Annotated in this window: 24 protein-coding genes and 1 tRNA gene; 12 read left to right on the top strand and 13 right to left on the bottom strand. The window is 57.7% G+C overall.

Features of this window, described 5'->3' with window-relative positions:
• Window positions 1-2 precede the first annotated feature (2 nt).
• Window positions 3-545 (top strand): FKBP-type peptidyl-prolyl cis-trans isomerase, encoded by a 543-nt coding sequence (locus tag BQ8290_RS09825; RefSeq protein WP_108789736.1) that lies wholly within the window; start codon window positions 3-5, stop codon window positions 543-545.
• Between the two features lie 123 nt (window positions 546-668).
• A complete protein-coding gene (locus BQ8290_RS09820) occupies window positions 669-1,343 on the top strand; it encodes an NnrU family protein (RefSeq protein ID WP_108789734.1) in 675 nt (224 codons plus the stop codon).
• Between the two features lie 20 nt (window positions 1,344-1,363).
• Here BQ8290_RS09820 and BQ8290_RS09815 read toward each other — a convergent pair whose 3' ends face one another.
• Window positions 1,364-2,158, bottom strand: a complete 795-nt coding sequence (locus tag BQ8290_RS09815) for an alpha/beta fold hydrolase (protein WP_108789732.1) — start codon at window positions 2,156-2,158, stop codon at window positions 1,364-1,366.
• 168 nt (window positions 2,159-2,326) lie between these two features.
• On the opposite strand from BQ8290_RS09815, the gene BQ8290_RS09810 reads away from it, so the two are divergent.
• Entirely contained in the window at window positions 2,327-3,454 is a 1,128-nt protein-coding gene (locus BQ8290_RS09810; RefSeq protein WP_108789730.1) for an MlaA family lipoprotein, read from the top strand.
• A gap of 91 nt (window positions 3,455-3,545) precedes the next feature.
• Here the strand turns inward: BQ8290_RS09810 and dxs are convergent, their stop codons facing one another.
• From dxs to rpe, 7 genes are all read right to left on the bottom strand, one after another.
• Window positions 3,546-5,468 carry a 1-deoxy-D-xylulose-5-phosphate synthase gene (gene dxs / locus BQ8290_RS09805; RefSeq protein ID WP_108789728.1) on the bottom strand — a complete coding sequence of 641 codons (1,923 nt, stop codon included), beginning with the start codon at window positions 5,466-5,468 and terminating at the stop codon, window positions 3,546-3,548.
• A gap of 155 nt (window positions 5,469-5,623) precedes the next feature.
• Complete coding sequence (locus tag BQ8290_RS09800; protein WP_108789726.1) at window positions 5,624-6,091, bottom strand: transcriptional repressor; 468 nt, start codon at window positions 6,089-6,091, stop codon at window positions 5,624-5,626.
• Between the two features lie 51 nt (window positions 6,092-6,142).
• Window positions 6,143-6,829: a peptide-methionine (S)-S-oxide reductase MsrA gene (gene msrA, locus BQ8290_RS09795; protein ID WP_108789724.1), complete on the bottom strand. Its 687-nt coding sequence runs from the start codon at window positions 6,827-6,829 to the stop codon at window positions 6,143-6,145.
• On the bottom strand, window positions 6,826-7,017 hold the full coding sequence (locus tag BQ8290_RS09790) for a hypothetical protein (protein WP_108789722.1): 192 nt from the start codon (window positions 7,015-7,017) through the stop codon (window positions 6,826-6,828). Before BQ8290_RS09790 ends, msrA begins: the two co-directional genes overlap by 4 nt.
• A 188-nt stretch (window positions 7,018-7,205) precedes the next feature.
• Window positions 7,206-8,828, bottom strand: coding sequence for a bifunctional phosphoribosylaminoimidazolecarboxamide formyltransferase/IMP cyclohydrolase (gene purH / locus BQ8290_RS09785; protein ID WP_108789720.1), 1,623 nt, complete (start codon window positions 8,826-8,828; stop codon window positions 7,206-7,208).
• 10 nt (window positions 8,829-8,838) lie between these two features.
• A complete protein-coding gene (locus BQ8290_RS09780) occupies window positions 8,839-10,749 on the bottom strand; it encodes a heparinase II/III domain-containing protein (protein WP_108789718.1) in 1,911 nt (636 codons plus the stop codon).
• A complete protein-coding gene (rpe, locus tag BQ8290_RS09775) occupies window positions 10,746-11,408 on the bottom strand; it encodes a ribulose-phosphate 3-epimerase (RefSeq protein WP_108789716.1) in 663 nt (220 codons plus the stop codon). The genes BQ8290_RS09780 and rpe overlap by 4 nt, the downstream gene beginning before the upstream one ends.
• A 259-nt stretch (window positions 11,409-11,667) precedes the next feature.
• Here rpe and BQ8290_RS09770 point away from each other — a divergent pair, with 259 nt between their 5' ends.
• The gene (locus BQ8290_RS09770; RefSeq protein ID WP_108789714.1) at window positions 11,668-12,216 is read left to right on the top strand and encodes a DUF2141 domain-containing protein; all 549 of its coding nucleotides are present in this window, start codon (window positions 11,668-11,670) and stop codon (window positions 12,214-12,216) included.
• A gap of 13 nt (window positions 12,217-12,229) precedes the next feature.
• Here BQ8290_RS09770 and BQ8290_RS09765 read toward each other — a convergent pair whose 3' ends face one another.
• Together BQ8290_RS09765 and BQ8290_RS09760 are read right to left on the bottom strand one after the other, a co-directional pair.
• The gene (locus tag BQ8290_RS09765) at window positions 12,230-13,183 is read right to left on the bottom strand and encodes a hypothetical protein (protein WP_108789712.1); all 954 of its coding nucleotides are present in this window, start codon (window positions 13,181-13,183) and stop codon (window positions 12,230-12,232) included.
• A gap of 17 nt (window positions 13,184-13,200) precedes the next feature.
• Window positions 13,201-14,247, bottom strand: coding sequence for a diacylglycerol kinase family protein (locus BQ8290_RS09760; RefSeq protein ID WP_108789710.1), 1,047 nt, complete (start codon window positions 14,245-14,247; stop codon window positions 13,201-13,203).
• A gap of 230 nt (window positions 14,248-14,477) precedes the next feature.
• Here BQ8290_RS09760 and BQ8290_RS09755 point away from each other — a divergent pair, with 230 nt between their 5' ends.
• From BQ8290_RS09755 to BQ8290_RS09745, 3 genes are all read left to right on the top strand, one after another.
• Window positions 14,478-15,683, top strand: a complete 1,206-nt coding sequence (locus BQ8290_RS09755; RefSeq protein ID WP_108789708.1) for an amidohydrolase — start codon at window positions 14,478-14,480, stop codon at window positions 15,681-15,683.
• 159 nt (window positions 15,684-15,842) lie between these two features.
• A complete protein-coding gene (locus tag BQ8290_RS09750) occupies window positions 15,843-17,156 on the top strand; it encodes a LysM peptidoglycan-binding domain-containing protein (RefSeq protein WP_337661291.1) in 1,314 nt (437 codons plus the stop codon).
• 83 nt (window positions 17,157-17,239) lie between these two features.
• On the top strand, window positions 17,240-19,450 hold the full coding sequence (locus BQ8290_RS09745) for a CHASE2 domain-containing protein (RefSeq protein ID WP_108789704.1): 2,211 nt from the start codon (window positions 17,240-17,242) through the stop codon (window positions 19,448-19,450).
• 38 nt (window positions 19,451-19,488) lie between these two features.
• Here the strand turns inward: BQ8290_RS09745 and BQ8290_RS09740 are convergent, their stop codons facing one another.
• From BQ8290_RS09740 to BQ8290_RS09730, 3 genes are all read right to left on the bottom strand, one after another.
• Window positions 19,489-20,061, bottom strand: coding sequence for a hypothetical protein (locus tag BQ8290_RS09740; protein ID WP_337661290.1), 573 nt, complete (start codon window positions 20,059-20,061; stop codon window positions 19,489-19,491).
• The gene (locus tag BQ8290_RS09735) at window positions 20,058-20,759 is read right to left on the bottom strand and encodes a response regulator (RefSeq protein ID WP_108789700.1); all 702 of its coding nucleotides are present in this window, start codon (window positions 20,757-20,759) and stop codon (window positions 20,058-20,060) included. The genes BQ8290_RS09740 and BQ8290_RS09735 overlap by 4 nt, the downstream gene beginning before the upstream one ends.
• A gap of 156 nt (window positions 20,760-20,915) precedes the next feature.
• Window positions 20,916-20,992: transfer RNA gene (locus BQ8290_RS09730), tRNA-Arg, on the bottom strand.
• A gap of 187 nt (window positions 20,993-21,179) precedes the next feature.
• Here BQ8290_RS09730 and BQ8290_RS09725 point away from each other — a divergent pair.
• The 5 genes from BQ8290_RS09725 to BQ8290_RS09705 all read left to right on the top strand — a co-directional run bounded on the left by BQ8290_RS09725 (window position 21,180) and on the right by BQ8290_RS09705 (window position 25,401).
• Entirely contained in the window at window positions 21,180-21,575 is a 396-nt protein-coding gene (locus tag BQ8290_RS09725) for a hypothetical protein (protein WP_337661289.1), read from the top strand.
• 195 nt (window positions 21,576-21,770) lie between these two features.
• Window positions 21,771-22,208 (top strand): MmcB family DNA repair protein, encoded by a 438-nt coding sequence (locus tag BQ8290_RS09720; protein WP_443112337.1) that lies wholly within the window; start codon window positions 21,771-21,773, stop codon window positions 22,206-22,208.
• Window positions 22,209-22,287: 79 nt separating this feature from the next.
• A complete protein-coding gene (locus BQ8290_RS09715) occupies window positions 22,288-23,064 on the top strand; it encodes a sterol desaturase family protein (protein ID WP_337661287.1) in 777 nt (258 codons plus the stop codon).
• Window positions 23,061-23,522, top strand: a complete 462-nt coding sequence (locus tag BQ8290_RS09710; protein ID WP_337661286.1) for a DUF2141 domain-containing protein — start codon at window positions 23,061-23,063, stop codon at window positions 23,520-23,522. Before BQ8290_RS09715 ends, BQ8290_RS09710 begins: the two co-directional genes overlap by 4 nt.
• 133 nt (window positions 23,523-23,655) lie before the next feature.
• Window positions 23,656-25,401 (top strand): hypothetical protein, encoded by a 1,746-nt coding sequence (locus BQ8290_RS09705; RefSeq protein ID WP_108789692.1) that lies wholly within the window; start codon window positions 23,656-23,658, stop codon window positions 25,399-25,401.
• Window positions 25,402-25,435: the final 34 nt, after the last annotated feature.

Below are 25,435 nucleotides of genomic sequence, written 5' to 3'. Positions count from 1 at the left end.
AAATGATCAAACAAATGGCGTTGTCCATGGCGGGTTTGACCGCCACCGCTGGTCTTGCATTTGCAACACCGGCATTGGCCGATGATCATGGCGAAGGCGAAGAAGTCCGCCCATCGGCACAGGAGATAGCGGAGGCAGAAGCCGCCGAGATCGCCTATCACAGCGCTCAACAGATCTACCTGTCCAGCCTGATGGCCAGCGACGGTTGGTACACGATGGAAGGCGGGCTGCGTTGGCGGTATGTCGACTATGTCGGGACCGGTGAAAAACCCAGTGCCTCTGACACTGTTACCGTGCATTACGCAGGGACGTTCATCGATGGCGAAACCTTCGACAGCTCGTTCGATCGTGGCACCCCGGCAACATTCGGCCTCAGCGGGTTAATAACCGCTTGGGAAATGGCGATCCCGCAAATGGGAGTTGGCGACACAATCGAAATCGCCGCCCCTGCCAACTTGGCCTATGGGCCAAGAGGCCGTGGCCCCATTCCGGGCGGCGCGACATTGGTGTTTAAAGTGCAGTTGATCAGCATTCGGGGCCGTTAGGGGCACCGCATCTATCGGCATTGAAGCGGGCGTTGCGCGCAAAATTCTTGCGATAACAACTGCATGAGCACAAATGCGCGCGGCAACTAGGTCGTCGCCAATTTCGGTGATATATATCCCGCTATGAACGGGGCAATCATCGAACTTATCGCGGCCAACGTGGCCTTTGTTGGCTCTCATTTTGCGATGTCGCATTCCTTGCGAGCACCAATGAAGGCGGCCTTGGGCAACACCGGCTTTCAAATCGTCTATTCCATCGTCAGCCTGGCGACGTTGGCGTGGGTTTACTTCGCGTTTGGCGATGCGCCACCCGCCGATTTACCAGGGACCGGTCAAATTGGCTGGGTCATCGCAACGGTCCTCATCCTGCCGGCGTTGGTGCTGCATGTGGGGTCCTTGATGGGCAATCCGGCAATGCCAACACCCAAAGCAAGCGAACAAGCGCGCGCCGAACCCAAAGGGGTGTTCAAAGTCACCCGCCATCCGATGATGTGGGGCTTTGCGCTGTGGGCGCTGTCGCATATAGTATTGTGGTGGAGCATTCGAACCACCATCGTTGCGCTGTCGATTGCCATTCTGGCGTTGGTCGGTGCGAAGCTGCAGGATCGCAAGAAACAAACGCAATTAGGCGAGGATTGGGCTGTCTGGGAGAGCCGCACCAGCTTTTGGCCGCGATGGAGCGCGTTGGCGGGTGCGGGCGCATTGCCATGGGCGTTGGGATTGATCTTCTTTGTCTTCTTCAGCTGGTTGCACATCCCGATTGCCGGAATTCCCGCGGGGATCTGGCGCTGGTTCTAAAACGCGTCGCCTAACCGGGCCTATTGCCCCAATGACATAAGCCAATCGGCCTGCGCTTGTTGTGCTTCTCTCCAAAAGCTCAAATCGTGGCCGGCACCATCAAAACGGACAAATTCGGCCCGGTCGTTGCGCATCGATAGCGCGCGTCCATGATCAAAGGGCACCACGCGATCGGCGGTCCCGTGTAGGATCAAAATGGGCAGGTTGAGCGCCGGCAATACGGCCGCGTTATCAAAACGATCGCGCAACAACATTTGCACCGGAAAGATTGGGAGAGCATCCGAAGCGGCATCGGGAAGGCTGGTAAAGGGCGCAACCAGGATGAGGGCGGCGGGAGCAAACTCGCTGCTCATTTGAACCGCTGTTCCAGAGCCGATCGAATTGCCCGCGATGATAAGGCGGTCGCTCGGCACGCCTTGGTCGGCGATGAACGCCATCGCGCTGCGCCCATCGGCGTAGAAACCATCTTCGGATGGTGCACCGGGATTGCCGCCATATCCGCGATAGGACGCCAAAAGCAGTCCGTATCCTTTTGCGGCCAGAACCCGGGTTTCAAACGCTGATGACGCCATGGACCCGCCATTGCCGTGAAACCAAACGATCGTCGGCCTTCCCTCGGCAGCAGGGCGATAATGGGCGATCAAATCCAGATTGTCCGACGTGGTCAATTCAACCGCTTCGAAACCAGGGGCCGGATCAAGCCGGTCTTGGGGAGCGGGAAACAGGAATCGCGATTGAAAAATGAACAGGATCGCCAGCACCGCCAGATAGGCGGTCGCAAGGAAGGTCAATGTCTTCAGCCCAAAACGCGCCATGATTCGTTCCTTTTTCCGTGAAGCACACCCTGTCCTACGCGGGCAACGTGAGGTCTGCGTTAAGGTTGCGGTGTTTAATCGAACTATACATGCTGAATATGGGCCATTGATAAGTATTGCGCTATGCCCATGTTACGCCACTAAACTGTTGTTGGCTGGAGACCCCGAATGCCGCACGCTTCCCTGCTTGTGATGACATCGCCCTTGCTGCTTGGGCCGCTGCCCTCCGCCGCGATGGTGGAGACGAGCGCTGCCGCACCCCATATTGCGGCGATTGAAATTGCGGGCGGTTTTCGCCCGGATTTGGGCGATGGCCATGCACCGACAGTCCTGCCTCTCAATTGGTCTCTCCAATCGCAAGACGATCACAATGTAGGCCCCCAAGACGACGCCGATACGCCGCAAAGCGGATCGGAACCGCCCAACGATGTGGGCGGCACAGACGGACAATCCGAAAACGAGATTGTTGTTGATGGCACTTACGGGCCGCCGGAAGGCGATCCGATGGGCGTGTTCAATGAAACCAGCTATCGGATCACCCAAGATCTGGATGAGGTGTTTGTCGAACCGGTTGCCTATGCCTATCGCGATGGCCTGCCCGGTCCGTTACGCGATGGTTTGGGCAATGTGGTGCGCAATTTGGGCGAGCCCGCGAATTTCCTCAATTTCCTTCTCCAGTTCAAGATCGGCAAAGCGGTTGAAACGCTGGGCCGGTTCGCGATCAATTCGACGCTCGGCATGGGTGGCCTGTTCGACATTGCCGGTGAGCCGGGCGTGGGATTGCCCTATCGCCGCAATGGATTTGCCAACACCCTAGGGTTTTATGGCGTGGACACCGGCGCGTATCTTTATCTGCCTATTACAGGCGCGACGACGGTGCGCGATTTGATCGGCAATTCGTTGGACCAAGCGGTCCTGCCCTTTGCATTTGGTGCCCCGTTTGACCGGATCGAATACGCCGCGCCCTATTTCGTGATCAGCAATCTTGATGCACGGCTCGAAGTGGATGCTGAGCTTGAAGTGCTGGACAGCACCATCGACCCCTATTCCGCACGCCGGGACACCTATTTGGCCCGCCGCGCGCGCGACATCGCCTTGCTGCGCGGGGAAGAACCCCCGGCCGCTCCCGCCATTTTGGAGGAGTTGGAGGAAGAGTTGGAATGCGGCCCGGATGGTTGCGCCGAAGATGACTTCGAAGATGGAGCGAGCGATCCCGATCCAGCCCCTGCGATCGCCGCACGCCAATTGCCGGCCATCGCGGAAGTGGTGAACATCACTCAGCCAACAACACGTTAAGATAGTTCCCTGATCCTGCCTGATTATCGGGCGAGCTGGAGACAAATACCAAGCTTAGGGCGATCCATTGCTGCGCCGCGATCCTTGCGGATTATGCCCGCGCCTCTTCGACATTGGCGGAATTGTGTTTGAGCGCTTTGAGCACGCAATCGACGATTTGCGGTGCGTTCAACCCTGCCTCGTCATATTGTTTTTCGGGCGTTTCATGATCGATGAACGTATCGGGCAGGCGCAATGTGCGCACCTTCAACCCGGTGTCGGTCAGACCTTCATCGCTGGCATAGGTCAGGACATGCGCGCCTAACCCGCCAATCGCGCCTTCTTCGACGGTCACGACCACTTCGTGGGTCCGCATCAATTTGGTGATCAAATCTTCATCGAGCGGCTTGGCGAAGCGCAAATCGGCCACGGTGGTGGACAGACCTTTCGCCTCCAACGTGTCCGCCGCCTTTTTCGCCTCTTCCAATCGCGCACCCAATGACAGGATCGCGACTTTGGTGCCTTCGCGGACAATGCGGCCTTTGCCGATTTCCAGCTTTTCCAGCGTCTCTGGGATGGGAACGCCGGTGCCGCTGCCGCGCGGATAACGCAGTGCGATTGGGCCATCGTCATATTCGGCAGCGGTGTAGGTCATATTGGCCAATTCCGCTTCATCCGCGGCGGCCATCACAACCATGTTGGGCAACGTCGCCAAATAAGTGATGTCGAACGATCCGGCATGGGTGCAACCATCCGCACCCACCAATCCCGCACGGTCAATCGCGAAACGCACGGGTAGGTTTTGGATCGCTACGTCATGGACGACTTGGTCATAGGCGCGTTGCAGGAAGGTCGAATAAATCGCCGCAAACGGTCGCATCCCTTGCGCGGCAAGACCGGCTGCAAATGTTACGCCGTGTTGTTCGGCGATGCCGACGTCAAAACTGCGGGTCGGGTGAGCCTGAGCAAATCGATCCACACCGGTGCCCGATGGCATAGCCGCTGTGATCGCGCAGATGCGATCGTCCGTTTCCGCCAATTTCGCCAACGTATCGCCAAACACATTTTGATACGCAGGAGGGCCAGCAGCGCCCTTTTTCTTCTCACCCGTGATCACATTGAATTTGGGCACACCGTGATATTTGTCGGCGCTTTCCTCGGCGAATTTGTAGCCTTTGCCCTTTTTCGTCACGACATGAATCAAAACCGGCCCTTCGGATGTGTCGCGCACATTTTCGAGCACCGGGATCAAATGGTCCAGATTGTGTCCGTCAATCGGCCCGACATAATAAAAGCCAAGCTCTTCAAACAACGTGCCGCCCGTCACCATACCGCGCGTGTATTCTTCGGCTTTGCGAATGCCTTCGTGGACACGGCGGCTCATTTTCTTCACCGCTTTGGATGCCAAACTGCGCAAGCCGAGATATTCGCTTGATGACACCATGCGCGCCAAATAGGCGGACAAACCACCGACCGGCGGGGCAATCGACATGTCGTTGTCGTTTAGAATCACAACCAAGCGATTGCCGGCCTGCGCCGCGTTGTTCATCGCTTCATAGGCCATGCCCGCGCTCATCGCGCCGTCACCGATCACCGCGATGCCGCGGCCCGGTTTGTCGTTCAATTTGTTCGCCACCGCAAAACCCAGCGCGGCGGAAATGGATGTTGAACTGTGCGCAGCGCCGAATGGGTCGTATTCGCTTTCCGTGCGTTTGGTGAAGCCGGACAAGCCGCCACCTTGACGCAAGGTGCGAATGCGATCGCGCCGACCGGTTAGGATTTTGTGCGGATAGCATTGGTGGCCCACGTCCCAGATCAACCGATCATCGGGCGTGTTGAACACATAATGGAGCGCCACGGTCAATTCGACGACACCCAGACCAGAACCCAAATGCCCACCAGAAACACTCACCGCATCGATCATCTCGGTGCGCAGCTCATCGGACAATTGCCGAAGCTGTTCGGGCTTTAATTGGCGGAGCTCATCCGGCGTAGGCACCTGATCAAGCAGCGGAGTTTCGGGGGTCTGACTCATGAGGCGAATCTCTACACCTTTGTAGCTGAACTGTCGATAAACGCTTTATCGCTCATAAAGAACGGTTCATCGGCCAATGAGGGGCGCTGCGATAGCGATCAATCGCTTGCGCATTGTTAAGATTTGGGGGGCGTTATCGCCGTCGGTTCAACGCTTCACGCGCACATCGCACAAAGACCGCGAATTTCCAGAACGGGCCGTTCAGCCTTAAAGTTCTTGGAAGCGGCAAGCGCGCGTACGGTGCGGCTTACGTTTTCGTCATCGACGTGTTTCGCTTCACCGCATTCATCGCAAACCAAGAAGATGCAATCATGCTCACACCCCGGATGGGTGTTGGCGAGGAACGCATTGGCGCTTTCGACCCGAAGAGCCAAGTTCTTGGCCACGAACAAGTCGAGGATGCGGTAAATGCTGTTGGGAGCGACCCGTTTGCCGCGCGATGCGGACAGATTATCGGCGATGTCATAGGCCGATACCGGCCGCTCATGCTGGGCCAGTTCGGTGAAGACGGACTCTCGCATATTGGTCCATTGTTCGCCGGATGCGACCAGCGCATCGCGCGCTGCGCCGATCAGATTCTCGCCCGAATGCTCTTCGTGGGCATGATGATGTTTGCTTGCCATAGCCGCAATATAGTCGCCTGTGGGGCATTGCGCTAGAGCGGGCTGTTGTCCTTATCCGTCGCGCAGGAACCGGGCCGAAAAATCGCTGGGGAACATCACGCGCAACGCGTCCACTTTCGGTTTATCCCAGCGCAGGATGTAACCGTGACGGGGATTCTTCGCCATAAAGTCCTGATGATAGGCTTCGGCGGGATAGAATGTCCGCTCACGCTCAATCTGAGTGACAATGGGCCGGCTCCAAACGCCCGAACGTTCCATCTGGGCCAGATAGGATTGCGCGACCGCGCGTTGTTCGTCGCTGGTGGGTACAAGCGCGCTGCGATAATGCGATCCGACATCGGGGCCTTGGCGGTTGCGCAAGGTTGGATCGGCAACGACCGAAAAGAAGATCCGCAACAATTCATCATAGCGAATGACATAGGGGTCGTAGGTGATGCGCACGGCTTCGGCGTGGTTTGTGCCGCCGGAAATGATGCGATTGTAGGTCGCGTTGCCCGCGACCCCGCCATGATAACCGGATTCCGCCGATCGCACGCCCTTCACATGGCTGAACACACCTTCGACACCCCAGAAACACCCACCGGCAAAGATCGCGGTCTTTAGACCGGCGCCTTCTTTTGCGGTGCGTTGCGGGGCGGGAGCGTTGACCGGTTCCTCAAGCGCGAGTGCAGGGGCCGGTTGCACGGCAATCGCCAATCCAGTGGCAGCGACAACCGCCGCAAACAAAGCGCGCTTCATTGCGAAATCTCCAATGGTTCAATTGTAAACTCGCTGGATGCTGATGGCGCTTCCAACGGTGTGGCCGCCTGTGCTGGCGTTTCCAGATGTGGGCCCCAATCCGCGATTGTCGACGCGCCAAGAATGGCGGCGCCGGCCAAAAAGCCAAAGCCAAAATTGCGAAAAAGATCAGCGGAGAAGAGGGTCATAGGGGCGTCTCATAGGTCAATTCATCGTTCGTTGGCTTCATTTAGAACGGCGCGCTTGCGCTGAAATGAATAAAGCCATCGTGCGACATTTCGTTACGAAGTCGCATTTAGTTACGCGCCCCCGCGCAAAAAAGATGAATGGGATGCGTTTGAACCCCCGCTCTGATCAGAGCCAACCGCGCCTTACTCTAATGTCGGAAATGGCGCATGCCGGTAAAGACCATGGCAAGGCCGGCCTCGTCTGCGGCTGCTATCACCTCATCATCCCGGATCGAGCCGCCCGGTTGGATCACGGCGGTGGCCCCCGCTTCCGCAGCGGCGATCAGACCATCGGCGAATGGGAAGAACGCATCGGATGCGACCGCGCTGCCAACGGTTTTCGCGCCGTCCCAACCATAGGTTTCGGCCGCTTCGCTTGCTTTGATGGCCGCAATGCGAGCGGAATCGCGGCGGTTCATTTGGCCCGCGCCAATGCCGGCGGTGGCGCCATCCTTGGCATAGACAATCGCGTTCGATTTGACGTGCCGCGCAACTGTCCATGCGAACAAGCAGTCTTTCAATTCTTGGGCGGTTGGCTGTCTTTTCGTGACAACTTTTAGATCGGATTCAGCGACCGCGCCGTTGTCGCGCCCTTGGATCAACATGCCTCCAGCAATCGTCTTCATTGCAAAGCCGCCGCGGCGCGGATCGGGCAATGTCCCGCATTCCAACAAACGCAGGTTCTTCTTCTTAGCGAAAATGGCGCGCGCCTCTGGCGATACCTTTGGCGCGATCACGACTTCGGTGAAGATGCTGGCGATGGCTTCTGCTGTGGCGCCGTCCAATTCGGTGTTGACCGCGACAATGCCACCAAACGCCGAAACGCTGTCGCATTGCAACGCATCATCCCACGCTTCCAACAACGATCCGCCTTGGGCCACACCGCATGGATTGGCGTGTTTTACGATAACCACAGCCGGGTCTTGCTCGGCAAACTCCGCCGCCAATTCCAACGCGGCATCGGCGTCATTCAAATTGTTATAGCTGAGCGCTTTGCCCTGCAATTGTTCGGCCTGCGGCACGCCCATTGTTCCAGTGACTTGCGGCACATAGATCGCGGCGGATTGATGCGGATTCTCGCCGTAACGCAACGTGTCATCACGTTTAAAAGCAAGCGGCATCGTTTCGGTGAACGGCGTCGCTTTCAACGCTTCGGTTCCCAATGGGTTGGTGAATGCATCGCCAAACGCAAACCAATTCGCAATGGCCGCGTCATACGCCGCCGTGCGCGCATAGGCTTTGCCCGCCATCCGAATGCGAAATGCCGGAGACGTCGCGCCGTCATGTGCGTTGAGTTCTGCCAACAGTTCATCGTAGTCCGCAGCATCGGTCATGATTGTCACGAAACCGTGATTTTTCGCCGCAGAACGGACCATGCTTGGCCCGCCAATGTCGATGTTTTCGATGATTTCGGCGCGCTCTGCACCCTTCGCGACTGTCGCTTCGAATGGGTAGAGGTTGACCACCACAAGATCGATGGCGCCAATATCATGTTCCTGCATTGCAGCGACGTGTTCATCGTTGTCGCGCAGGGCCAACAATCCGCCATGCACGGTCGGGTGCAGCGTTTTAACCCGGCCATCCATCATTTCCGGGAAACCGGTTAGGTCGGAAACATCGCGCACTTCCAAACCCGCCTCACGCAGGGTCCGCGCCGTGCCGCCCGTGCTCACCAATTCAACCCCGCGTGCCGCCAAAGCCGCGCCCAATTGCGCCAAGCCGGATTTGTCGGACACCGAAAGCAGCGCCCGCTTGATAATAGGCTGTGTCATTGTTTGAATTCTATCCCATTTTTTTGAGGAGCCAGGAGAACTGCCCCCCACCGCGCGAGGTTAGCCCCTCGATCACCAATTGTTCGGTTGCATGCGGGCGACCATCGCCATCAACCCAAAGGCTGTCTTCGCTGCTCAACTTCACATCTTCTGAATCGGATCCATCCGTGCGCAGACGGAACTGCCAAAGCCGACCATCCGGCGTCAGCAAGCTTGCCCCGCACCCATCATCCGTCAAATGCGCCTCAACCCCGCGACCCAAATGGAACCGGATCGCAAAACCGACCATGCCGCGCTTACCTTTGCGCGATGATGGGATGAGGATGTCATCGCCCGACAATTCGGTTCCGTCGCTGCGCATCGAAAGGATCCGATTGTGAGTCAGTCCAAATCGTGCCGCATATCCATCATGGCTGGCTTCGACGCTGGTGACTTCGCGGTCATTTCGCGTGCTTGTGCGTCGTTCGACTTCGACCATTTCGGCGCCGCGACCCAATTTACCGTGGAGCAACACAGCGGTGCTGTTGGCGTCATCAAGGACCAAGGTCGAATGCGCGGCGGTTGCACGCAATCCTTGTCCGATCCGGGCGGGCACCTGACCACCTGCCAACGCCGCTCCGCCGCAATTGACGATAAGCCGTGATGGTCCGTCTGACATTTCAAACGCCAAAGTGGATGCGCAACCGCACCGCGTGTGCCGCGCCCGCGGCGGCGGTCCGGCATCAAACTGCACGATGGTTTGACCACCGCGCAAACGTTGATAGCCCCAATGTTGCGGATCATTCAGAGGGCGCGTGCGGATACCGGTCGCAATGACAAGGTCGGACACCGCATCTGCAGGGATCGCGCCTTGTCCCTGCCAATTGCCCAAGGCGCCATCGCCATGGCGCAACGCCAACAAAGGCGGCACCAACAATTCGCGCATCACCCAAAGCGCGTCGGGCGCGTCGCGATCAACGGCGTCGTAACATGCCAACAAATCGGTCAACACGCGGATAGCGTCCATTTGAGCCGCAGGGCACCGTGCCAGCGATCCGCCGTCTTCGGCAACCAATTCGCCCAATGCGCGGATCAACGCCGCTTCGCCGTACAAACGGCGCGGCTTGCCATCCGGCAGCAACAATCCAGCCGCCGTAACCCCAGCCCAACCGGCCACTTGGCCCAATCCCGCTCCGCTGCGCAAAGCCTTGCGATCTAGCCAAAGCGCAGTTTCCTCAATCGACTTGAGGAGCTTTGGTTTCAATTCGCCGTCTTGGCCGGCCAAGACCAGCGGCGCGTGCACCAACCACGCCAACAAACGCATGCCGACATGTTCGACATTCCATGCAGGGCTTTTCGCGCCGCGTTTTGGCGGTGCGGTGTTCGCTTCCAACCAACGCCCCGTGATCCGTTCGGCGATCGGGATGCAATCTTCGCGCGGCGCGCTTGCCGCGAGATCGGCCAGCCACGAAAAACTGTGCACTGTCCGTTCAAGCCCGGGGCTCAATCGAGCGCCGCTTTCAAAATCGAGCTGACCGATTGGTTGTTTGACGCCATGGACAAGAAAATGGCCCGCGCGCAACGCGGTGCCCGCGGCGCGATTGCCGGTCATTGGCGTATTCACGGTCGCCAAAACCCGCAAAGCCTGAGCCCGTCTTAGCGGCGCGGCCAGTGTTTGACCGGGTACGCCCATCCGATAGGCGAGCCGTATCAACGCCTCGCCGGGACGAGTGCGCGGCGCGATAACATCGGTCAGTGCAAGTGCGCGCGATGTTTCTATCGGATCGACCGGGAACGATGTCGCCGCATCGTCGCGCAAAACCTCTTCGGCATGCCCCAAAGGAATCGCGGGGCGCGTCGCAAAGCGATCGCCTGTCTCGTCCAAATCCTCGGTTGTGACGGTCGTGACGGCATCTTGATCGTCAAAAAGGGTTTCCATCATCCAGCCCCTTTCAAAGCGGCGATGTTTGCAGCGTATTGATCGGGTCCGCCCTTAAACGTCGCAGAACCAGCGACCAGCACATCAGCCCCAGCATCAACGCACAAGGTGGCGGTTTCCGCATTTACGCCGCCATCCACCTCAAGGTGAATGTCGCGGCCGGTTGCGGTGATCATCGCGCGGATGCGACGCACTTTTTCCAATTGGGAATGGATAAAGCTCTGACCGCCAAATCCGGGGTTCACACTCATCACAAGGATCAGGTCAACCAAGTCCATCACATTGTCGAGCACCTCGACCGGGGTGCCGGGATTGATCACAACGCCAGCTTTCTTACCCAATGCGCGGATCGCTTGAAGCGTCCGATGCACATGGGGCCCCGCTTCGGGATGGACTGTGATGATGTCCGCGCCCGCATCGGCGAAAGCTTCCAAATACGGATCGACCGGCGAAATCATCAAATGGACGTCGAACACTTTATCCGTGTGCGGGCGCAGCGCCTTCACAACATCGGGGCCAATCGTGATGTTGGGCACGAAATGCCCATCCATCACATCAATATGGATCCAATCCGCCCCGGCCGCATCAACACGGCGCACTTCTTCGCCCAACTGAGCAAAGTCAGCAGACAGAATACTGGGAGAGATAAGGGGAGTGGGCATGGTTAACAAAGGGGCCTTTTACCTTTGCACTTCGCCTTACGCCTTGTGCGAATCGCCCAGCAAGCCGTTGTTGACGGTTTTTCCCCGCCCTTTTTGCAGGCGCGAACACCGCGATGAACGCCAGAAATGCGCAATGGACCATCAGTTCAGCCGCAATTCACCACGCTTGGGGCATATCCACGGCATAGTCTTGCGCTAAAGGAACGATTGGCAATCTGCATTCGAACCCTTCGCAAACCAGTATTACGGGCAGAACACAATGACGACGACCTCGCGGAAAAATTCCGGGATTACAAAGATAGCGGGCGGCATTGCCGCGGCGCTTTTGATGGCAGCCGGCGCCGCGACGCCGATTGCCACCGCATCGGCGCAAGCATCCAGCAGCAGCGATTATCGCAACGTCATTTCCAACAATATGCGGGCATGCGCACCCGGCGGCGGGCCGTCGGTTCGCGTCACCATCAACGGTGTCAAAAATTCAAACGGCACGATCCGGGCACAGGTTTACAACGGGACCAGCGCCGATTGGTTGGAAAGCGGCCGTTGGTTGAACCGGATTGAATTGCCCGCACGGCGCGGTCGGATGACCGTCTGCCTGCCCGTCCCAGCAAGCGGGAATTACGCGATTGCTGTGCGTCACGACGTGAATGGCAATGGATCGACCGATATCCGCACCGATGGCGGCGCCATGTCGCGCGACCCTTCGATCAACATTTTCAATCTGGGCAAACCCGGCATCGACAAAACCCGGATCAGCGTGGGCAGCGGCGTCAGCTCAATCGCGGTTACAATGAAGTATTTCAGCTAAATCGGCCGTTCGCTTAGGGTTTGTTGCTCTTGCGGTGTTTTCGTAGCGCCCACAGCACCGACGGAGCCGCCAAAAGAGGGTAGCGCTCTCGAAACGGCGTCACTTCAATTGGCATGCCAGTGTGCCGTTCAATTTTCCAAGCGGCATAGCGCGCAGCCCCGTCGAACGTCGTGCTCGCCTTGATCAAGCGGGCGAAATTCAACGGTTTGCCGAGCATCTGGCGTCGCCCCCACCATTTTTGAATGCGCTGTTGCTCGCTCGCGGAAAGGCTAGGTGTGATCCGTTCTTCGCCGGTGGCTGGTGCGTTGGATAGATTGGGCACTAAAACGGTATACGATACGCCAGCCGCGTCGAGAGCCAACGGCAAAAGGCCAGAAAAGTGCTCTCGATTGACGCTTAGAATGTCGTTTTCACGGCCAGACTTTTCAACTCGGAACTCTGCTTTGTAGGTCGCCTGAAACAGGGCGCGCCAATAATCCTGGGCTGTGCCGCTTATCGGGCCAATCGCCACGGCCAACCGGGCCGCTGTCATCGCCGCCGCCTCAATCGCTTGGGTCACTTCGCCGCGCGTTTCGGCATTGTGCGCCCACACCAAAGCGGATGGCTGCACAAATCGGGCCCAAATGGTCGTATCCGCCAATTCACCCGACGCCGCTTTGCCAAACGTGGACAACGCCATCGTCGCCACCTTTGCGCGCAACATGACGCCTTCGTTATCGCGTTCATGATAGCTGACGCGTGGCCAGATCCGCGATTGTTCTGCCCCCGGCAACAACAGGTAAAAATCCAGCACCCCATCAAGCGATCGCGTGCGCAAATTCGACCCATAGAACAACACCGCGACGGCCCCAGCTTCCTGTGCCAAATGGCGCGCAAACGCGGCAACCGCGGGATCAATATCCGCGTCCAATCGCTCTGCAATGCGTTGCGCAAGCGGGTTAGGAGATGGGGGTGTGGTGCGTGCCATGGGCGACGCTTCTCGCTTTACGGAGTGACGAATTCAAGCTCAGGCCCCTGAGCGATGCGATATTGACCGGCGGGAAAAGCCTCTCCATCAAGGATGAATTGGTCGTCAATCTCTAGGATCAATTGCGGCGTGGTTATTTGATGAATGCCGCGTTCGCGCAACCGGGCGGGCGCTTTGCCGCGCAATACGGACGGAATGAGCAGCGTGGATCGGCGGGACACTTGGTCCAGAACAACCAGTTTTAGGCCCTTACGCAAAGGCCCAAAGGGTTTGATCTTGGCAGGCATCGTTTCCAACGTGGATGCGAACAGCAATTGCCGCCACGCTGGATCACCATGGCCGCTGTGTTCCATTTCCGCCTGCTGCGCACCCAAGCGCAAGGTCATCCGCGAACCGCGGCGCCAAGGATTGTTTCGCGTTGCAAAAAACCACTGCAGCACGCCCCACGCCGTCGTCACGCCAACCGCCATCGAATTGAACGCGCCCAAACGATGGGCGCTTTGTCCCGATTTGGTTGCGGTGGTGAAGGCGCCTGCACCCATGATAAAACCCATCACGTGGCTATCGGGGGCGTCGCCTTGTGGAGTGACCGCAATGGGGCGGCGGTGAATGCGGCCGCCTTTGTCAAAAGCATCAATCGCGTGCTGCAAAGTCCAATCGCCTGGCACACCCAAATCTACCGTCAACGCGTTGGTTTTGCCCTTTGGCAGCACCGCAATCGCCGGCCAATCCGCGCCAAAGATTGACGCGCCGCATGTCAAAACATCGCGCACCGTTCCATCGCCGCCATTGATAACCAAAAGGTCGATCCCGCGCGCGGCAAATTCGCTCAACGCGTCGGGCAGTTGAGAGCGATCGCCAGGCTGGGATATGTGGACATGGGGGCTCATCCCGCAATCGAAATCGGCGCCTTGATTGCCGTGACTGCGCGGATTGTAGATGACGCCAACACAAGGCGCTTCGCCCGGCGCACGCACACGGCGTTTCGCATCAGGGCGCGGTCCAGCCGACGCCTGTTTGGCAACATGCGGAAGCTGCGCAAATTCGTAAATTGGCGTGGCCATGGGGGATCCTTAAGGGGCGGGCGGGGATATGACCACCGCGATTATCAGTTTCGGTTGCAATTTTCGCACGGTGTCGCTGGTTGGTTACATTGGGATAGATCGCGGTTTCACAAGGGTTTGTTACCGCAAACCCGGCGCAATTGCTTGATTCACGGGGCAATTGACAGGCGGCACGGCGCAAACTGCAATTTGGTGCTGGTATCGGCACCGGGCGGCGCTAATCTGATCGGATGTTGACCGAAACACTCCTCAAATCCGCCCATTCCCTCGCCCCGGACATCGTCGCCTTGCGGCGCGCAATCCACGCAGAGCCTGAGTTGGGCCTGCAATGCCCCGAAACGATGGCCAAAGTGCGCAGCGCTCTTGCCGGTCTTCCGCTCGAATGGCGCAGCGGACCATCGACCACCGGCGCGGTCGCCACTTTAAGGGGCGGCAAAGCAACCGATGGTTCGCCTCGCGTTTTGTTGCGCGGTGATATGGACGCGTTGCCGATGGATGAGAAAACCGATCTGGAATTTGCATCGACCATACCGGGTCGCATGCATGCATGCGGCCACGACACCCACACCGCCATGTTGGTCGGCGCGGCGCGTGTTTTGTCCGAACGGCGCGACCAATTGGCCGGCACCGTGGATTTCATGTTCCAACCCGGCGAAGAAGGGCATCACGGTGCTCGTTTCATGATCGATGATGGGTTAATCGATCCGCTTCCCGATGCGGCATTTGCCTTGCACATTATGCCCAATGCGAAATTTGGAGTGCTGGCGGGTCGCGCCGGACCTTTGATGGCCGCCGCCGATCAATTCACGATCACCGTCAATGGCAGAGGCGGCCATGCCTCCATGCCGCACGATTGCGCCGATCCGGTCCCCGCAGCGGCCGCGATCGTTTCTGCGATCCAAGCCATGGTGACGCGGCGGTTCAACGCGGCCAGCGCAGTCGTGGTGACGGTTACCCGCATCCAAACCGGGACCACGTTCAACGTCATACCCGATGACGCCATGTTGCAAGGGACGATCCGCACCTTATCGGCGGACCATCGCCGCGCGATCCACACTTTGATCGCTCAAACCGCCGCCGACACCGCCCGTGCCCATGGGGTTGAGGCGACGTGCGAGATTGAGCACGGCTTCCCCGTTACGCTGTGTGATGAACGCGCGGTGCGGCTGGGCCAAAAAGTCGCCACCGAAATCGCGGATGGAACAGAAGGATGGCACAACCTGCCCGCCCCAATCATGGGCGCGGAAGATTTCTCATATGTCTTAGAAAAAGTGCCCGGCGCGATGTTCTTTTTGGGTGTCGCACCCGAAGGCGACAATTGGAGCCAATGTTGTGCCATCCATTCCCCACGGATGCATGTCGACGAAACCGCTTTGCCCAAAGGGGTGGCGATGTTGGCGGGATGCGCGATGGAGTATATTGAAAACGGGTTCTAACCACCGCATGCGTTCATTTGGGTCGCGCCCAAAACTCGGTCCTTAACACCACCCTCAACCCTGCTCGGTTCGAGGTAATTTGTTGTAAAATTCCTCGCCAAAGCTGGTGAGTGTGGGCGCGCTATGCGATTGTTGCGGGAACGCAAGGGAAACACCGCCATGTTAAAGACGATAAAACCCCTGACCATTGCCGCGATTGTTGCAGCCTATGCCGGAATTGCTGCGCCTGGATTGGCGCGCAATGCGGACACCGTTACATACACGGTTGAGCCGGGCGACACGCTGTATGACATCACAGAAACATATCTGGTCGATGGTGTTAATCCGGCCCGCCTGCAAGAGATGAACCGCGTCAGAAACCCGCGCCGCTTGTCCATCAACCGTACTCTAACCATTCCGCGCAATTTGTTGAAATATGAACTGGTGGAATTGGCCGTCGGCGACTGGACGGGTCCTGTGACGATTGATGGATCCACCCCGGTTAGGGGCACCGTTTTGCCGGTCGGTGCAGAGATCGTAACGCAACGCAATGGATTCATCACGTTCACCGGATCGTTTGGTGGCCGCATTTCCCTGCCTTCCAACACCACCGCCGTTTTGGAACGTGCGCGCCGGTATCGCCTGTACAACACGTTGGACGTGGACTTTGACGTGCAGCGCGGGCGCGCCAACGCGACCTCACCCACGCTTAACGGTCAAGACCGCCTAAGAATGCGGACACCGATTGCCACAACGGCGGTGCGCGGCACCGAATTCCGCGTGGCCTACGACCCTGAAAATTCTGATGTCAGCCTTACCGAAGTGACCGAAGGCGCGGTGCAAGTCGCAGCCGGCGGCGCGACCCAGCCAGCGCCCGCGGGCTTTGGCGTTTCGAGCAGTTCATCGGGCGTCGGCGAGCCCGAGGCCTTGTTGCCTGCCCCCGCTTTCATCGATCTTGGCGCGGTGCAAACCGAAGAGGCGTTGACCTTCGCGTTTGAACCCGTTGACGGGGCGCAAGGGTACCGGGTGCAATTGGCCAGGGACCTCACATTCCTCGATATATTGGCCGAACGCATCGTAACGGACCAAGTTGCGGTTTTTGAAAGCGTCGAAAACGGACGGTATCATTTGCGTGGACGGGCCATTTCATCCAGCGGTTTGGAAGGGCTTTCCGTATCCGACGGCGAAACGTCGTTCTTGCGCAAACGGGTGGGTGTGACCGCCGACAGTGAAAATTCCGCCGATCTTGATGCCTATATTTTCCGCTGGTTGACCGCCGGAGGAGAAGGCGCAACATTCGCGTTCCAATTGTGGTTGGAAGACGCGCCAGAAAACCTGTTGGTCGACGAAGTCGGCCTGACCTCCAATGAAATTGCCCTCTCCAACTTGGCCATCGGCAAATATGCATGGAGGGTCGCGGCAACCGAAACCGATCCGATCGATGGAATGATCAAAATTTGGGGCCCATCAACACCGTTAACCGTGAGCAATTGAACCGTCCGACATGAATCCGGGTGGGGATTTATGGATGGACGCAAATTGGCAAGAGGTGGCTTGGCAATGAGAGTGATCGTGGAATGAAGGTGATCGGGCAATTGGGCCGGTTGTTTGGCGAATGGATGATCCTGCTCGCCTTGTCGATTTTGGGAGTGTTTTACCTGCAATTCAGCGGCGTAACCGAACGGATCGACAACCAATTGCTCGACACGGCATCATCGATGGTGCGTCCGGTCAATTCGGACGACATCGTTTTGGTCGCTATCGACGACAAAAGCTTGCGCGAAATCGGCGGCTGGCCATGGCGTCGCAGCACCCATGCCCGATTGCTTGATGCGTTGAGCGATGCGGGCGCGCGCGCAATCGTGTTCGACGTCTTGTTTGTTGAAAACAGCGACCTTCAAGAAGACGCCGCCTTAGAGGGTGCCTTGGCGCGGGCCGGCAATGTCGTGTTGCCGCACACATTTTCGACCCGGCCCAACACAGACGCTGGGGTCGATCCGCTCTACCCTCTACCCGCCTTTGTCGAAGCGACGGCCGGGATTGGTCACGTCGAAGCCGCCCCCGATCCGGATGGGATTTTGCGCCGGTTTGATTTGATGTTCACGACGGATCGCGGCGACTTTCCGCATCTCGCCGTTACCGCGATGGATTTTCTGGGTCAGGATTCGGATCGATACAGAACGGATCAAAACACCTTGATCCCATTTCATCCCGAAGAATCGGTGAACACCTATTCCGCCAGCACGGTTCTTAACGGTCAGGCACTCCCAGAAATCTTGGAAGACAAAATCGTCTTTATAGGCGCCACCGCCCAAGGGATGGGCGACAGATACGCCGTTGCCTCGGGCCAAATTGGATTGATGTCCGGCGTGGAGGTTCAGGCCAATTTGCTAAACGCTTTGATCTCCGACGCGGTCATCACGCCCGCCGATCGCGTTTGGTTGATCATTTTGACGATCTTTGCCCTCTTTATGCTGTTCGGTGCGTTCTGGTACGTGTCCCCCAAAATCGGCCTTTACGTCGCGCTCGCATTGGCGTTTGGCGTTGTGGCGATCAGCCTGTCCTTGATGGCATTCGCGCATATTTGGCTGCCGGTGGCGTCGATCATCATCATGATCATATTGGCCTATCCATTGTGGAGCTGGCGCCGATTGAGCCATGTCAGCCGGTATCTCGATCGCGAAGCCGCGCGCATGATTGGCGGTGAAGCGGTTCTTGATCACAAGGGCACAACCGACAATCAGGGGATGGAATATGTCGCACGCCAGGTGAACCGGGTGCGCGGATTGATCCATTCCATCGAAGGGTCCTTGACCTTTGTTCGCCAAGTGATCGAGGCCGCACCCGATGCGATGATTGTCGTTGATGATCGCGGTCACGTTCAAATGTTGAACGCAAAGGCCGATCAACTCTTTCCCGAATGGGAAACCCAATCGTCGCTTTCATTGGACGCATTGTTCCAATTCGGGCGGGCGCATTTGCAACGCGATGGCGGCGAATTGTTGACCGAGGACGGCCGGATATTCCTGATCGCGAAAGCCGCGCTGGGCCCGTTGGGACAGAGCAATGAGCCGATGTCGGGCGAAATCATGGCCCTGCGAGAGATCACCGATCTGCGTCGGCTGGATCAAGAGCGGAAACAGATGCTCGAATTCCTATCGCATGACATGCGCACGCCGCAGGTCGCGATCATTGGCCTCACTCGAAAGCCAGAGAAAGTGGCCGACGCGACCGATGCGTTGGACACGATGGCCCGGATCAAAAAACAAGCGGAACGCACGCTCAAGCTGGCCGATGACTTTGTCCAATTGGCGCGATTGGAAAGCCCAGAATTGCAATTGGAAGACAGCGATATTGGCGCGTTGATCGAGGAAGCCTGCGACCGCGCCTATGTCTTGGCCGAAACAAAGCACATCGCGATCAAACAGGAATTGCCGACTGAGCCGTGTTTTGCCGATGTGGACGCATCGTTGATCGCGCGGATGCTCGACAATTTGATTGGCAATGCGGTTAAATATTCTCCCGAACATTCGCGCATCACAGTCAAACTGGGCGTGACAGAGCGCGGCACACACCAGATCTTTGTCTCAGACGAAGGGGCTGGCCTACCCGAAGCGCGGGTAAAGGATCCATTTGCGCGATTTGGGGCTCATGCCACCCATGCCGGACCCAGCGCCGGATTGGGCCTCGCTTTGGTCAAAAAAGTTGTCGATGCGCATTCTGGGACGATCGAAGTGACATCCCAGCCGAACAAGGGAACGCAATTCGCGATCTCCTTGGCGACATAATCCGTTTTGCAATTGAGATCGGGCGAGTTTCGCCGAAATCAGGTTTGAGCGAAGAAGTCGGCAACCAAAGCATCCGCCAACGCCTGCATGGCCGAACCGTCAAATTCACATTCCGTCGCCATACCCTGTCCGCGATAGGCAGTGGTGCCATCCGCCGGGTTTAAGACCAACAATGTGCCCCGCAACACCATCGCATCGCATTGGTCAAATCGGCGCGGTTGACGCGGCACGACGACCCAATTTTCCGTTGCGTCACCTTCTTCTGCATCATTCTCAGACGCCGCATCAGGTGGAGCAATACGAACACCCATCTCAGCCGGACCAACGGACAAGGCGTAATCGGCTATCAAGGCGCCGCTCTCTACATTTGTGACCCCGCGCCGTGCAAAGGCATCCACCAACGCGCTCGCAAAGCGAGCTTTCGCCGTTTGCCCATCATCATCAGGGGCCGCGATTGTCATTTGGTTTGGACGAGAAGACGTTTCGTCGCCAGCCGACGTGATCGTCAACGGCAGCGAAACCGCGCATGCGGAAACCAGGACCGCACCGCCGGCCAAAAGCCCCCGCGCACCCCACCGCATTCGAACATCTTCCCTATCTGTATTGATCACAGGTCCTCTAACGCATCGATCGTCTTGTCCATGCGATACCCGAAACCAAAGACGGTTTGAATGGCAAATCCATGTTTCGGTCTCAGTTCCAATTTGGATCGGATGCGCGACACATGCAGATCGAGCGTGCGGCTCTCCACTTCGGGAACGCTGCCCCAAACCTCGCCAAAGATATAGGCTCGCGACAAAGGCCGGTTGAGATTGTCGAAAAACAAGATCGCCAAATCGGCTTCTTTGTTCGTGAGGTTGAGCGCCTCACCCCCGCGGGAGATCTGTTTGGTGATCCGATCGACTTCATACAGTCCGAACTTGCCAAACCGCTCCGGGCCGCCGGTGTTCAGTCGGCGATGCGCCGCCTCAATCCGCGCAAGAATAACTTCCTCGCTTTCGGGCTTTACAACATAATCGACCGCGCCCGCTTCAAGGCCCAGAACAATATCGGCTTTATCCGATCGGCTGGTGAGGATGATGAAAGCCGGTGGGTTTTGGACGCTGGTGGTTGCCCACTTAACAATGTCCAAGCCGGTGCGTCCCGGCATGTTCCAATCAACCAAAACGACGTCACACGTTTCGCGCTTTAGAAACGTGGTCAGTTCTGTTCCGGACCGAAACCGCTCGCATTGATGCGCGGTTTTGTCGATCGCATTGCCCAATTGTTCCAACAATTCAGGATCATCATCCGCAATCGCGATTCTCATAAGAGCGCCCCTTTTCTACGCGCAGCCATCCCCGCCGCGCTTATCTTGGGCCCTGATAGACGCAGGAAGCCCCCCAACGGCAAGCAATAGTGGCGCCAGCCGGTCAGATATTACAAGAAATTACGATTATGGACCCGGAAAACCGCCAAAAAGCAATGGCGCACCCGAGAGGATTCGAACCTCTGGCCTCTGCCTTCGGAGGGCAGCGCTCTATCCAGCTGAGCTACGGGTGCCCGTGGTGTTTGGGCTTCGACGTTTATGATTGCGTCGGGCGCGGCGCTTAGCAAGCCTCTTGCTCCGGCGCCAGTTCAATTGTTGGGTTCGGCAATATTTCACGAGTCTCCTATTGGGTCACAGAGAACCCAATTGACCGATATGGATTTAACCAATCGGCAAGACCGTTTGGCTAGACCATCCCTCATGTCAGCGCTCCCACCAGAACAAATGCAATCGATGCGCGCGTCGGCGGATCAAGCCGGTCGGCCCATCAGCCATTTGGCGCAGCAGTGGGAAGCGCTTCACGAAACAGCCGCTCAATTGGCGGGAATCGCAAACATTTCTCCCGAAGTGTTTGATTCGCGCCTCGCCGCTTTCCCTGAAATGCTGGGGGATGCGAATGGGTGGCAGCAAACGCTGGCTTGGCAAGGTGTCGACGATATTGACGCCATGATGCGCCCGGGCCTCGCCGCGCTTGGCGCGATCACCGCCCGCGGTCAGGACGCAAGCGCCCCTGCATTGGCGCTTTGGCGTGAATTTCACCATGCACGCGACGCCGTATTGGCCGTGGTTCAACCGAACGCCAGCCAGCCACAATAACCACCCAATCGCCTTTCTAAGAGAACGGCCATGGATGCACCGTTGGTTTGACATTGGGTTGACTGTGTTCGCCATATGTTCCAATTATGGCGGGTGACCAACGCTTCTTCATCCGCACTTGATTCGCAATCCGAAACGCCCACCGACGCAACCGCGCGGGATCATGGCGCGCCTCCTGTCTCCGCCAAAGATACGGTGCGCGGGATCATGCGTTTGTTTGCCCGCAACGACATTTGGTGCCTTTCAGAAGTGCCGTTGAAAAACGGCAGGCGCGCCGATTTGATGGGCATTGATGCCAAAGGCTTGGTCGTCATCGTGGAGGTGAAGGTCGCGCGCAGCGATTTGCTGGGCGATGGGAAATGGCCCGATTACCTCGATTATTGCGATCGTTTTTTCTGGGGCGTGCCCCCGTCGCTCGATAGATCCCCCCTCCAAACCGAGGCGTTTCAACCCGATCGCTGTGGGGTGATTGTGGCCGACGCCTATGATGGGGAAATCCTTCGCCACGCGCCGCTTGAACCATTGGCTGCGGCGCGCCGCAAGGTTCAGGTTGAACGCTTGGCGCGGATGGGAATGCGCCGGCACACGGGCCTGATCGATCCTCAAATCGGCATCAATGGCGCGGAAGAATAAGGCCGCGCGCAGCAATCATATAGCCGGCCGCGCGCAATGCGGCTGTTCTGCTTAAACCTTTTGCGTCATACCATGCCGCATGATCCCTGCTGATACGCCGATCTGGCTCGCCCTATTGTTGGTGAGCGCCGCCATGACGGTAATTGTTGCCGTGCGGTACTTTCTGGCCAGCGGCCTTTTTGCATGGGCAACGGCGCGGTTTCGACCCGGCCTATATGATGGGATGAAGCCCCAAATCTCACGTGAGATACGGTGGTCGATGATCTCCGCCTTTATCTACGGCGCGCCCGCTGGGGTCGTCTTTTGGTTGTGGCGGCACCACGACTTCTCGCTGCTCTATTCGGATTGGTCGACCTATCCTGTGTGGTATTTGCCGGTGTCGGTCTTTGTGTATTTGTTCGCCCAAGACACCTGGTTTTATTGGAGCCATCGAGCAATGCACGCCCATCCGCGCTTGTTTCGGATCGCGCATGCCGTTCACCACGAAAGCCGCCCGCCCACCGCATGGACTGCGATGAGCTTTCACCCCATCGAAGCGATAAGCGGCGCGATTGTAGTGCCCATCTTAGCCTTTATCGTGCCAATCCACCTAGCGATGCTTGGCGTGGTGTTGACCATCGCCACGATCATGGGTGTTACCAATCATATGGGTTGGGAAATGTTTCCGCGCCGTTTTGTTCATTCTGTGTTGGGTCGGTGGGTGATAACCGCCAGCCATCATGAACGCCATCATGAGGAATACAGATGCAATTTCGGCCTCTATTTTCGTTTTTGGGATCGGGTCTGCGGAACAGATCACGGATTTTCGAAACGCTTCGACACGGCTCATCCACCGGTAAAGGGACAAACCCAATGACGGGATCAACAATCAGCGCTCTTCGCCCTATCGCCGCCTTAGCCATGGGCATCGCTTTCACGGCCTTTGCCGCGCCGGCCGCGGCGGCGACGATCACCATCACCGTAACCGACCTTAGATCGGATGAAGGCGTGGTGCGCGCCTGCATGACGACAATGGAGGATGTGTTTCCCCGTTGTGCCCGCGACCCCAATTCGCACCGCACCGTTGTGCGCGCCGATGACACGATCACCATCCGGTTTGAGAATGTTGAACCGGGTGATTACGCCATCGCCTTGCTGCATGATGAAAATGAAGACGGAAAAGCGAACCGCGTGCTCGGCATGGCCCCGCGCGAAGGGTACGGCTTTTCGCGCGATGCCCCGGTTCGCATGGCGCCGCCTGATTGGGATGATGCGGTGTTTACAATCGGATCGGCGTCGCAAAACCTCACGATAAAGATGCGCTACTTCCTCTAAAGATCCACTGGCAAAGCCCGCGCCTGCTCCGCAAAACTAATTGCAACTTTCCGGCGCAACTTAACGCAATGTTTACCACGTCGCGCCAGAACCGACGTGAACAGGCGTTATTCAAGGGGCACAAGGCCAAGCCATGGACACTTTGCGGGGTACATTCGACACCGGCGTTCCAGCTGACGACAGTCAGGATTGGGATGCGGCAAATGACGCAGCCGATCGCACAGATGAAAGCACATCGCGCGAATTGCCGCCGGCGGCCATCGGCCAGGACGAACGCCGCATGCAAGTGCGCGCCTACAACCATTGGGCCAGCCTTTTGGGCGATGCGACATTCCCATCGATCGAAGAGCTTGAACCCGAAGAGTTGAGCGATTTTGGCCCCAACAGCGTCCTGCTCGATTTCTCGGCCGGTATCGAAGATCCCGGCGTGCAATATCTGGGCGACAAACTGGCCGAAGAATGCGGCGCAGAAGGCCCCATCGGCAAATTGTCCGACGTGCCACCGCGTTCGCTTTTGAGCCGTATCACCGACCATTATATGCAAATCCTCGCCAATCAGGCCCCCATCGGATTTGAAGCGGAGTTCGTGAACCAGCGCGGCGCATCGATCCTGTATCGTGGTATTTTGCTGCCATTCTCGAGCGACGATGAAACGATCGATTTCATTTACGGCGTGATCAATTGGAAAGAGATGGCGGACGCGGCCACTGCCGATGAATTGCTGCTCGAAATTGATCAAGCGCTCGAAGGGCAAACCGAAGAGCCGGATCAAGACGAAGATCAACCGCACAAACACCACGCCGATCCCGTGACTGAATGGGCGGATTCACCCGCGCATGAACCCGAAGTCACCGGCGTTGAGCAAAAGAACCCGATTTCCGACAACGTGTCCTCCTTGAACGGAGCGCCGTTGGATGCCGTGACATCGAACGATGGGGTGTATGCCGACGACGACAATGTTGACGAAGACGGCATCCCAATGCCTGATTTCGGTCAATACTCGCTCGACGATCCGGAAACGGACGAATTTGGCGAAGAGATCGAAGACGACGACGATCGTTCTTCTTACAGCTTTGCCTCCTTGGCCGACTACATCGAAACGCCGTCCAAAAAAGCGGTCGATTTGGATGCAGAACTTTTCGATCCAGACGATTACCAAGTTGAGCCAGTAGGCCCCGCAGCCGAAACAACACCTGTTGCGCCAGTTGTGCCCGAGGCACCTGTTGTTCAACCGGTTGAACCTGTGGTCGTTGCGGCGCCGGAATTGCCAGCAGACGCGGGCCTTCACGATTGCCTCGCATCCGCACGGGAATTGGCGCAAACGGCGCGCGCATCGGAAGATCGCAGCCGCCACGCTTTGTACGCGGCGGTTGGCCGCGCCTATGATTTCTCCCTCGCCTCCAAGGATGAGCCGGAAGAATTCAACGAATTGATCGAAGACAGCGGTTTGAGCGTTCAAGAACGCGCGCCAATGACACCCATCGTGAAATTGGTCTTTGGCCATGATTACGACAAGACGCGTTTGACCGAATACGCCGCCGTTCTCAGCCACGCCCATCGGCTTGACCTGGAACGGGGCAGCTTGGCCGACTATCTCGGCAATGCCGATGGTGGATTGAAAGGTGTTGTGAACGCCGAACGCCGTCTGCGCCGCGAAGAAAGCGGTAAAGAAGTCGAGAAAGAGGGCGATGTTCGCGCCCAATTGGCGAAGAAACTGCGCGAATTGGAAGAACTAACGCTCGAAGCGCTTTCCGGCGAAGGTCCCGAATTTTCATTGTTGATGCTGCGCCGTGATGGAACGGGCAAAATCGCCTTTATCGGCGAGATCGATGATGATGTTTCGTTGATCGAACGGGTTGGCAAAAAACTCGTCGGTTGACTTGCTGAATTTGTAGCCCGGACCTGGTTTCTCT

The sequence above is a fragment of the Erythrobacter sp. Alg231-14 genome (assembly GCF_900149685.1).
In the GTDB taxonomy this organism is placed as follows: Bacteria; Pseudomonadota; Alphaproteobacteria; order Sphingomonadales; family Sphingomonadaceae; genus Erythrobacter.
This window is presented reverse-complemented; position numbering and strand designations above follow the sequence as displayed.